The following is a 10,421-nucleotide window of genomic DNA, read 5'->3' on the forward strand; positions in this document are numbered from 1 at the left end:
CCGGATGCTCGGGCGTGCCGCGCCGCGGACGTTCCGCCGATGATTTTCCGACGGTGGCGCGGTCTACCAGTCGACGAAGGGAGCACACCATGCGCAAGATCATCGTTTGCACGTTCCTGACGCTGGACGGCGTCATGCAGGCGCCGGGCGGTCCGGACGAGGACCCGGAGAGCGGCTTCGAGCACGGCGGCTGGCAGAAGCCGGTGGTCGACGACGAGGTCGGCTCGGCCATCGCCGGTTGGTACGAGCACTCCGACGCGATGCTGCTCGGCCGCAAGACGTACGAGATCTTCGCGTCGTACTGGCCGACCGCCGATCCCGGCAACCCGTTCACCGGCCGGATGAACAGCATGCACAAGTACGTGGCGTCCCGGACCCTGACGTCCGTCGAGTGGCAGAACTCCACGCTGCTGGAGGGCGACACCGTCGATGCCGTACGCGAGCTGAAGGAGTCCGACGGCGGCGACATCAACGTCGTCGGCAGCGGTGACCTCGCCCAGACCCTCATGCGGCACGGCCTCGTCGACGAGTACCGGCTGACCATCCACCCGGTGATCATCGGCACCGGCAAGCGGCTGTTCGCCGACGGGGCGATCCCCTCCGCGCTGGAGCCGGTCAGCGTCTCGACGACGAAGGGCGGCACCGTCGTCGGCGTCTACCGGCCGAAGGGTGAGCCCGGCTACGACAGTTACTAGGCGGTCTCGCACCATTCCCGACCAGGCCGGAGGAGTTCGGCGCCCTGGCGCAGGGCGCTGATGTCCCCGGCCTCGGCCGTGCAGGACCCTTGTGCAATTCCTGTGGAGGCCTCAATCTTTCGGCTGACGCACAGGAGTCACCCAGGTTTGACATGACCATGACTCTAGGGTGGCTTCGACGGGCGTGCACCACACCCCACAGCGCACCACCGATTGAGGAGGACCCCTCAGATGGCAGTGATGCGTACTCCCCACGGATCCACCCGGCGAAGACTGGCCGCGCTCGGCGCGACGGCCACAGCGGCGCTCGTCGCGAGCCTCGTCTCCGCCCTCCCCGCCGGCGCGGCACCGGCCGCCTCCGAAGGGCGCGTTCAGTACGAGGGCGCGGCGAACGCCGTCGCCGACAGCTACATCGTCACCCTGAAGACGCAGAAGGCCGGCTCCGCCGCGGGCCGGGCCCTGGCGGCCAAGTACGGCGCCGACATCGAGCGGACGTACACCAAGGCCCTGAACGGCTACGAGGTCGAGGCGTCCGAGACCGAGGCGAAACGTCTCGCCGCCGACCCGGCCGTCGCCTCCGTCGTCCAGAACAGGACGTTCCGCATCACCGGGACGCAGCCCAGCCCGCCGTCCTGGGGCCTGGACCGCATCGACCAGAAGAACCTGCCGCTGAACAGCTCCTACACCTACCCGGACAAGGCGGGCGAGGGCGTCACCGCGTACGTCATCGACACCGGCGTCCGCATCACGCACAGCGACTTCGGCGGCCGTGCCTCCTACGGCTACGACGCCGTCGACAACGACAACACCGCCCAGGACGGCCACGGCCACGGCACACACGTCGCCGGCACGGTCGCCGGCGGTGCCTACGGCGTCGCCAAGAAGGCCAAGGTCGTCGGCGTCCGGGTGCTCAACAACTCCGGCCAGGGCACCACCGCCCAGGTCGTCGCGGGCATCGACTGGGTCGCCCGGAACGCCGTCAAGCCGGCCGTCGCCAACATGTCCCTCGGCGGTCCGGGCGACACCGCCATCGACACGGCCGTACGCAACGCCATCACCTCCGGCGTCACCTTCGTGGTCGCGGCCGGCAACGAGTCCACCAACGCCTCCACCCGTTCGCCGGCCCGCGTCACCGAGGCCGTCACGGTCGGCGCCACGACGTCCAGTGACGCCAAGGCGAGCTACTCCAACTACGGTTCGGTCCTGGACCTGTTCGCGCCCGGCTCGTCCATCACCTCGGCCTGGAGCACGAGCGACTCGGCGACCAACACCATCTCCGGTACGTCGATGGCGAGCCCGCACGTCGCCGGAGCCGCCGCCCTCCACCTGGCCGATAACCCCGCGGCCACTCCCGCGCAGGTCTCCGCCGCGCTGACGGCCGCCGCCACCACCGGCGTCGTCACCGGCCCCGGCACCGGCTCACCCAACCGGCTCCTCAACGTCGGCGGCGGTACGACCACCCCGCCCGGCCCGCGCTTCGAGAACACCGCCGACCAGGCCATCGCCGACAACGCCACCGCCGAGTCCCCGGTGACCGTCTCGGGCGTCTCCGGCAACGCGCCCTCGGCCCTGGCCGTCGAGGTCCACGTCGTCCACACCTACATCGGCGACCTCCAGGTCCAGCTGATCGCCCCCGACGGCACGGCGTACACGCTCAAGGCGTACGGCACCGGCGGCAGCGCGGACAACATCGACACCACGTACACCGTGAACGCCTCCTCGGAGACCGCGAACGGCACGTGGAAGCTGCGGGTGAGCGACAACGCCCGCTTCGACACCGGGCGGATCGACGCCTGGGCGCTCCAGTTCTGACCTCGTACCGTGACCGGCCGTCAGTCTCCTGACGTGGCCGGCACGTAGGCGTCCTCGTCCTCCGGGAAGGGCTTCGGGTCGGCGACCCAGCCCGCCGCGAGGACGAGGCTCGTCTCGCGGTGGACGGCGAGCAGGCCGAAGGGCCGCTCGAAGACCGCCACCGCCCTGACCGTCTCGTACGGCGGTTCCTCCCGCGACCGGCCCCGGTAAAGGGCACTCATCGTGGTCACCGCCGCCGCCTTGAAGCCCTCCGCGCCGAACGTGGCCGTCATGGTCTGCCGCGCCGAGCGCAGCACGAGCGGCGTGGGGCTCACTCCCGGGAAGGGGAGGGGGCCCGGGGTGTCCCGGGCGGCCGTGGTCAGGCCGAAGAGCCCTCGCGACGCCAGCAGATCATGCTCGGCCCGCAGGGCGAACTCCACGGTGAACAGGGTCAGGGACGGCGGCTCGGCGGTGTGGGTGCGCCGCTTGTGGACGGACACGCCCGGGCCGGCGGCACCCTCCGGGAGGCGGCTTCCCGGGACCGCGTCGAGCGTGCCCGCCAGCAGGTCCGTCCCGGCCGCCAGCACCTCTCCCGGCCCCATCCGCTCCGTGCCGAGCAGCAGATGGACGTCGACGCCCATGTCCCCGCGCACGACCACCCGCGTCACGGCTCCCGGCCCGGCCCGGGCCACCGAGACGCCGTCGATGTCCGGCACCTCCCGCACGAGCCCGGCCGAGCCGTAACGGCCCAGCCAGCCGCCGAAATGCCCCTCGAACGGCACCTCCCAGTCCGTCCGCAGGACCAGCGCACTCACCAGCACCAGAGCCGTGTCCGGCCGCAGCGCCGCCGGCAGGTGCTCGATCGCCCCGCCCGTCCGCCGCGCGGCCCACGCGTCCAGGGCCCGCCGGTCGGCCTCCGGTTCGCCCGTGAGCACCCCGTGCGCTCCCACCGGGAGGTGCGCCGCCCACTCCTCCCGCAGTTCCACGGTCCGCTCGGTCCACAGCCCCAGCGCGGATTCCAGGCCGTCCACCTCCGCCAGCACCCCGAGCAACTCCCGCCCGGCCGCGCCCGCCCGGTCCGCCGGCAGGCCGAGTGCCTCGGTCAGCTCCTCGCGTGCCCGGCCCGTCGCCCCGGCCGTGAGGAAGGCCAGCAGTGGCCAGACCCCGGCCGCCGAGAACACCGTGCCCGCGCGGATCCCCGCCGCCCAGCGTGCCGTCAGGCGGTTCACCGCTCCTACCGACGTGTCGATCGTCCGCATTCCGCCCTCGTCACCGTGCCGCTTACGATGCGGCCAGCCGTACGTCGGTTTCCGCACGGCCGCTCTCTCCCACCGCCTCAGCCAGGAGCACCGTACCCGTGTCGATACCCCCGCCCCCCGGGAACCAGCAGCCCCGGGACCCGTTCGGCCCGCCGCCTGCGAACTGGCCCCAGGGAGCCCAGGGTTACAGCCCCTACGGTCCCTACGGCCCCACCGGCCGCCCGTACGGCGCCCCGGCCCCGGTCTCCGTCAACGCGCTCGCCGTCGCCGCGCTCGCGCTCGGCGTGCTCTGCTTCCTGCCCGCCGCGGGGCTCGTGCTGGGGCTGATCGCGCTGCGGCAGATCAGGCGGAACGGGCAGAGCGGCCGGGGGCTGGCGATCGCCGGGGCCGTGCTGTCGTCCGTCGGGATCGCGCTGTGGGCGGCGGCGCTGTCCACGGGCGTGCTGTCCGAGGCCTGGGAGGGGTTCAAGGACGGCGCGCAGGGCAACGAGAGCCTCTCGCTGGGGAAGGGCGACTGCTTCGACGCGCCCGGCGGTCTGGAGGGCGACACCTACGACGTCGACCGGGTGTCCTGCGCGGGCGGGCACGACGGTGAGGTGTTCGCGGTCGTGACCCTGCCGGGCGGCGCCTTCCCGGGCGACGCCGAGATCACCGACATCGCCGACGAGAGGTGCTACGCGCTCCAGGACCAGTACGCCATGGACTCCTGGGCGATGCCGGCCGACGTCGACGTGTACTTCCTCATGCCGTCCCGGGACAGCTGGCGTTACGGCGACCGCGCGATCAGCTGCGTCTTCGGCCACAGCGACGCGAAGGCGAAACTGACCGGCTCCCTGCGCGGCGACCCCACCACGCTCGACACCGACCAGGTCGTCTTCCTGTCGGCGGCCAACGCCGTCGACGCGGCGCTGTACGAGGAGCCCGAGGACACCCCCGAGGACGACCTCGCCGGACACCGGGCCTGGGCCGCCCAGGTGCACGATGTGATGGGCGAGCAGATCGAGGCACTGCGCGGGCACTCCTGGCCGTCCGGCGCCCAGAAGCCCGTCGCCGGCCTGGTGAAGGACATGGAGGACGCCCGTGAGCAGTGGGCGAAGGCGAGCACGGCCGGTGACCCGGACACGTACTACACGCACTACGACAAGGCCTACGCGTACGTCGACGGCCCGGCGACCGTCACCGCGCGCAAGGCCCTCGGGCTCGCGACGGCCCCGCCCACCCCGGGGGAGACCGAGGGCGGGGACTCCGAAGCCGAGGTGTGACGGCGGCTATAGCGGGGAGAAAGTGCCTGCGTAAAGCCCTCGGGGCCCCCATGTCATCACATCGAGTGATTCTCTGGCCTTTGCTTGCACCGCACAACCTACGGTTGCCACGCTGTTGCTGTCTGTACAACCTGATGGGAGCGGCCAGTGACATTCGGTGAGCAGCCGGCGTATCTGCGCGTCGCGGGTGATCTCCGCCAGAAGATCGTCGACGGACAGCTGCCACCGCACACCCGCCTTCCCTCCCAGGCCAGAATCCGCCAGGAGTACGGCGTCTCGGACACCGTCGCCCTGGAGGCCCGCAAGGTGCTCATGGCGGAAGGCCTGGTCGAGGGCCGCTCCGGCTCGGGGACGTATGTGCGCGAGCGGCCCGTGCCCCGGCGCATCGCCCGCTCCGGATACCGCCCGACCGGCGGGGCCACGCCGTTCCGCCAGGAACAGGCCGACGGCGAGGGGCGCGGCACCTGGGAGTCCAGCAGCGAGCAGGCCGAGGCCAGTGTCGCGGTCGCCGAGCGGCTGGGCATCGAGCCGGGCGAGCGCGTGATGTGCACGAAGTACCTCTTCCGTGAGGGCGGCGAGGCGATGATGCTCTCCACCTCCTGGGAGCCCCTCGCCCTCACGGGCCGTACGCCGGTGATGCTGCCGGAGGAGGGGCCGCTCGGCGGCATGGGGGTCGTCGAGCGCATGCGCGCGATCGACGTGATCGTGGACAACGTCACCGAGGAGGTGGGCGCCCGCCCCGGCCTCGCCGAGGAGCTGCTCGTCCTCGGGGGCGTCCCCGGCCATGTGGTCCTGGTCGTCCAGCGCACGTTCTACGCCTCCGGCCGCCCGGTCGAGACGGCCGACGTGGTCATCCCGGCCGATCGGTACCGGGTCGCCTACCACCTTCCGGTCAAGTAGCGAACGCTCACTTCAGTCCCGCGGCGCGCCCCCCGCGCGCCCCGCTCACACGATCACCGCTCCGGCCGTCCCCGGCCGGATCGGTCGTTGTCCCCGAGCCGGCCGCCGTTCTCGCAGGTCGGCGGCGGCGTATGCGGTATGCCTCCGGCCGGGTGCGTCGAGGTACACGGACGGCGCGTTCGTTGTCGTGCGCCCCCTGTGTTCTGGCCGGTTGCGTACCTCTTTGTGAAAAGCCGTATTCGCTGCGTGAAGGTTAGGCGTAGGCTCGGGCATATGCGCATTGCGGTTTCCTTATCGGGTGGGGCACGGCACAGGCCGCGAGTGGGAAGTGGAGGGGCGCGATGAACGACAGCACGATCACTCTTCCCTGGCTCGTGATACGCGAGGACGACAACGGCAACCGCTACCGCGTCGGCCGGTACGCGACCCGGGCCGAGGCCCAGAAGATCGCGGACAGCCTGGACGGCCGCGGCCACAAGCAGTTGTACTGGGTCGAGCGGCTCGGCCAGAACGGGTCGGGGGCGGCGCACGACTGACCTGGGCCCTGTCGTCCGGATCGGATCGCGGTCGGAGCGGTCGGAGCGGTTGTAGGAGTCGTCGTAGGCTCCCCGCATGAGTGAGCGGATCGTCGTCGTGGGTGCCGCGCTGGTCGACGACGGGCGGCTGCTGGCCGCCCGGCGCAGCGCGCCGGTCGAGTTGGCCGGGCGCTGGGAGCTGCCCGGCGGCAAGGTCGAGCCGGGGGAGACGGCCGACGCGGCGCTCGTGCGGGAGCTGCGCGAGGAACTCGGCGTCGACGCCGAGGCCCACGGGCGCGTCCCGGGGGAGTGGCCGCTGAAGTCGCCGTACGTACTGCAGGTGTGGACCGCGCGACTGCGGCCCGGCTCCGCCGCTCCCAAGCCCCTTCAGGACCACGACGCGCTGCGCTGGCTCGGCCCCGACGAGATCTGGGACGTGGACTGGCTCGACCAGGACGTGCCCGCGCTGCGGCAGACACTCGCACACCTGGGACCTCTCGACGGCGGCTCCCGTACCGGAGAAGTGCCCGGCGCCTGAGGCAGGCCGAGGGCGTGTGAGGTCCGAAGACGGCTGTGCTCGCGCCCTGTACGCCTTTCGTGCCACAGTGCGCTGCCCCATGCGGTACTCCGCCCTGGATATCGGGTATGTGCCCATTAACCCCATGAAACAGGACATGGGTGAGCCCGCTGCCGGGGAAGTGATCGGCGTGATCGACACCGAAGGTGACCGCGCCGAGTGGACGTTTCCCGCCGAGCCGGGCGCCGTGCGCACCGCACGCCAGGCCGTCCGCGGCCGGCTCCTCGGCTGGGGCCTCGACAGCCTGGCCGACCTCACGGCGCTGTTGGTGAGCGAGTTGGTCACCAACGCCCTGCGGCACGCCACGGGCCCCATCGGTGTCCGCCTGGTCCGCCCCTCCGAACTGAACGGCGTCCTGCTGGTGGAGGTCTCCGACCCGCTCCCCGACCCGCCCCGCGAGCGCGCCGCCAGACCCGAGGACGAGAGCGGCCGCGGGCTCCAACTCGTGGCCTCCTCCTGCCGCCGCTGGGGCACGCGGCCGGGCAGCGTGGGAAAGACCGTGTGGTTCGAACTCGCCGTTCCGGAGTGAAAAATCGGTGTACGTCCGCCCGGACGCTGTCGAGCGAATGGTTCAGGCCAGTGGCGGTTGCCGACGGACGGGATTCGACGACGTGTCCCCTGGTTAGAAGACTGGAAGTGTTGTCACGGTCCGGACCGAAAACCATCGGGACCGTGCTGTGATCGTGAACACCGTGTTGTGCGGCACCGTAGTGCTGGATACTGCGGGCAGCCGCCCCCGGTGACCGGTGCCGGACGCGGTGAGCTGGAGGGGACGGTTCGCGTGAGCGAGATACCAGCGAAGGCCACGGAGTCCGAGGACCCGTCGGAGGGCGCGAGGGCGATGGCCGCGGACGGCCTGGCCTCCGCGGTGGGAGGTGCGCTCGCGGCCGACGGGGTGCAGCCCGGGGACGCCATGTGGCAGAGCAGTCCCCCCGGATCCATCTACGACTACATCAAGGTCGCGTCCTTCTCCATCGGCCCCGACGGCCTGGTCGACCAGTGGAGCCTGCGCGCCGAGCACCTCTTCGGCATCCCCGCCGAACGCGCCGTCGGCATGGACCCCATAGCGGCGTTCATCGACCCGAGCCTGCGCGAGCGGGGCATGCGCAAGATGGCCGAGATCCTCGACGGCCGCGAGTGGACCGGCGTGGTGCCGTTCCGTATGCCCAAGGACGCCGAGGGGGAGTGCGGGCGCGAGGGACTCGCCGAGGTGTACGTCATGCCGACGCGCACCGAGGACGGCGAGAAGGCCGCCGTCTGCATCGTCGTCGACGTCCGCACCCTGCGCAGCATCGAGACCGACCTCGCCGCCTCGCAGGCCATTTTCGGTCAATCCCCGTTCGGTTTCCTGCTGATCGACTCCGATCTGCGGGTCCGCCGCGCCAACCACCGGTTCGCGTCCGTCTTCGGCGGCGAACCCGACGACCACCGCGGCAAGGGCGTCCACGACTACCTCCAGCGCGGCGAGGCCGAGCGGGTCGCCGCCACGCTGCGCCGCGTCCTGGAGACCGGCAACTCCATCACGGACATGCACGTCACGGGCTTCGTGCCGGGCTCCGACGAGCGCCGCCACTGGTCCGTCAACCTCTATCGCGTGCACAGCGGTTCGGGCCGGCCCATCGGCATCGCCTGGCTGGGCACGGACATCACCTCGCGCCGCGCCGCCGCCCGCGAGGCCGCCGCCGCCCGCCGCAACCTCGCCCTGCTGAACGAGGCCGGCGCCCGCATCGGCAACTCCCTCGACCTGGAGACCACGGCCCGTCAGCTCCTCGACGTCGTCGTGCCCGGCTTCTGCGACCTGGCCACCGTCGACCTCTACCAGGGCCTGCTGGTAGGCGACGAGACCCCGCCCGGGCTCGCCGACGGCAGCGCCGAACTGCGCCGCGTGGCCTTCGCCAGCGCCGTCTCCGACGCGCCCTTCACCGGCACCGGGGTGCCCGTCGCGGTCGGCGCCGTCCACCACTACCCGTTCAACTCGCCCTGCGCGGACGCCCTGCGCACGGCCCGCCCGCAGACCGTCCCCGGCGAGGACGGCGGACTCGTGCAGTCCACGCTCGCCGTGCCGATGGTCGCCCACGACACCGTCGTCGGGCTCGTGCAGTTCGCCCGTACGAAGGGCAGCGAGCCGTTCGGCGACCGCGACCGGGACCTGGCCGTCGAACTCGCCGCGCGCGCCGCCGTCTGCATCGACAACGCCCGCCTCTACCGGCGGGAGCACCAACGCGCGTTGATACTGCAACGGTCCCTGCTCCCGCCCGGCGACCCGGAGGCCTCCGGCCTCGACATCGCCTGCCGCTATCTGCCCGGCAACGCCAACACCGGCCGGCCCAGCGAGGTCGGCGGCGACTGGTTCGACGTCATCGAACTCCCCGGGCACCGCACCGCGCTGGTCGTCGGCGACGTCATGGGCCGCGGCCTGCGCGCCGCCGTCGCCATGGGCGAACTCCGTACGGCCGTACGCACCCTGGCGCAGCTCGACCTCGAACCGGCCGAGGTGCTCTCCCAGTTGGACGAGATCGCCCGCGGCCTCGGCGCCCCGGGCGGAGTGCAGCAGGCGACCCGGGCGGCCCGCCGCCCCCGGGAGGCGGACCTGTCGGAGGTGTACCTCGCCACCTGCGTCTACGCCGTCTACGACTCCGTCACCCGGCGCTGCACCTTCGCCAACGCGGGCCATCTGCCGCCCGTCCTGGTCGAGCCGGGTGAGCCGGCCCTGATGCTCGACGTGCCGCCGGGCCTGCCGCTGGGCGTCGGCGGCGAGCCCTTCGAGGAGGTCGAGGTCGAACTCCCCGAGGGCGCCCTGCTCGCGCTCTACACGGATGGACTGGTCGAAAGCCGCGATCACCCCCTCGACGAGGGCCTCCAGGCCTTCGTCAGCACCCTCTCCGACCCCACCCAGCCCCTGGAGGACGTGTGCGACCACGTCCTCAACACCCTCGACACCCATCACGGCGAGGACGACATCGCGCTGCTGATGGCACGTGTACAGGGTCTGCCCACCGAGTCCGTCGGCGACTGGACCCTGCCGCGCGAGCCGCGCAGCGTGGGCCGGGCCCGCGAGTACGCGCGCGCCCAGCTGCTCAGCTGGGACATGGAACCTCTGGTCGACACCACGGAGCTCCTGGTCAGCGAACTCGTCACCAACGCCCTGCGCTACGGCGAGGGCGAGATCCGGCTGCGGCTGCTGCTGGACCGCACCCTGGTCTGCGAGGTCTGGGACTCCGGCCTGGTCCAGCCCCGCCGCCGCCGCGCCCGTGACACCGACGAGGGCGGCCGGGGCCTCCAACTGGTCGGCCTCCTCAGCGCGGCATGGGGCTCCCGCCGCACGCCCCGGGGCAAGACGGTGTGGTTCGAACTGCCCCTGCCGGGTGGCGAAACGAGCCTGACGGACCCGGCGGAGGCACTGCTGAGCCTGTTCTGATCGC

At 72.1% G+C, this 10,421-nt stretch carries 9 protein-coding genes; 8 read left to right on the forward strand and 1 reads right to left on the reverse strand.

Features of this window, described 5'->3' with window-relative positions:
• The first annotated feature begins 89 nt into the window (after window positions 1-89).
• Complete coding sequence (locus ACZ3I3_RS12365; protein ID WP_467364416.1) at window positions 90-695, forward strand: dihydrofolate reductase family protein; 606 nt, start codon at window positions 90-92, stop codon at window positions 693-695.
• A gap of 231 nt (window positions 696-926) precedes the next feature.
• Window positions 927-2,507, forward strand: coding sequence for a S8 family peptidase (locus tag ACZ3I3_RS12370; RefSeq protein ID WP_467364417.1), 1,581 nt, complete (start codon window positions 927-929; stop codon window positions 2,505-2,507).
• 20 nt (window positions 2,508-2,527) lie between these two features.
• On the opposite strand, the gene ACZ3I3_RS12375 is transcribed toward ACZ3I3_RS12370, so the two are convergent.
• Window positions 2,528-3,745: a serpin family protein gene (locus ACZ3I3_RS12375; protein ID WP_467364418.1), complete on the reverse strand. Its 1,218-nt coding sequence runs from the start codon at window positions 3,743-3,745 to the stop codon at window positions 2,528-2,530.
• A 98-nt stretch (window positions 3,746-3,843) separates the two neighbouring features.
• On the opposite strand from ACZ3I3_RS12375, the gene ACZ3I3_RS12380 reads away from it, so the two are divergent.
• The 6 genes from ACZ3I3_RS12380 to ACZ3I3_RS12405 all read left to right on the forward strand — a co-directional run bounded on the left by ACZ3I3_RS12380 (window position 3,844) and on the right by ACZ3I3_RS12405 (window position 10,417).
• On the forward strand, window positions 3,844-5,007 hold the full coding sequence (locus ACZ3I3_RS12380; protein ID WP_467364419.1) for a DUF4190 domain-containing protein: 1,164 nt from the start codon (window positions 3,844-3,846) through the stop codon (window positions 5,005-5,007).
• Between the two features lie 147 nt (window positions 5,008-5,154).
• A complete protein-coding gene (locus tag ACZ3I3_RS12385; protein ID WP_467364420.1) occupies window positions 5,155-5,907 on the forward strand; it encodes a GntR family transcriptional regulator in 753 nt (250 codons plus the stop codon).
• Window positions 5,908-6,248: 341 nt separating this feature from the next.
• Entirely contained in the window at window positions 6,249-6,443 is a 195-nt protein-coding gene (locus tag ACZ3I3_RS12390) for an SPOR domain-containing protein (RefSeq protein WP_399407027.1), read from the forward strand.
• Window positions 6,444-6,519: 76 nt separating this feature from the next.
• The gene (locus ACZ3I3_RS12395) at window positions 6,520-6,960 is read left to right on the forward strand and encodes a (deoxy)nucleoside triphosphate pyrophosphohydrolase (RefSeq protein WP_467364421.1); all 441 of its coding nucleotides are present in this window, start codon (window positions 6,520-6,522) and stop codon (window positions 6,958-6,960) included.
• 136 nt (window positions 6,961-7,096) lie between these two features.
• Window positions 7,097-7,528, forward strand: a complete 432-nt coding sequence (locus tag ACZ3I3_RS12400; RefSeq protein ID WP_467364422.1) for an ATP-binding protein — start codon at window positions 7,097-7,099, stop codon at window positions 7,526-7,528.
• 252 nt (window positions 7,529-7,780) lie between these two features.
• Window positions 7,781-10,417: a SpoIIE family protein phosphatase gene (locus ACZ3I3_RS12405; RefSeq protein WP_467364423.1), complete on the forward strand. Its 2,637-nt coding sequence runs from the start codon at window positions 7,781-7,783 to the stop codon at window positions 10,415-10,417.
• Window positions 10,418-10,421 lie beyond the last annotated feature (4 nt).

Source organism: Streptomyces sp. NPDC016851, from assembly GCF_055562795.1.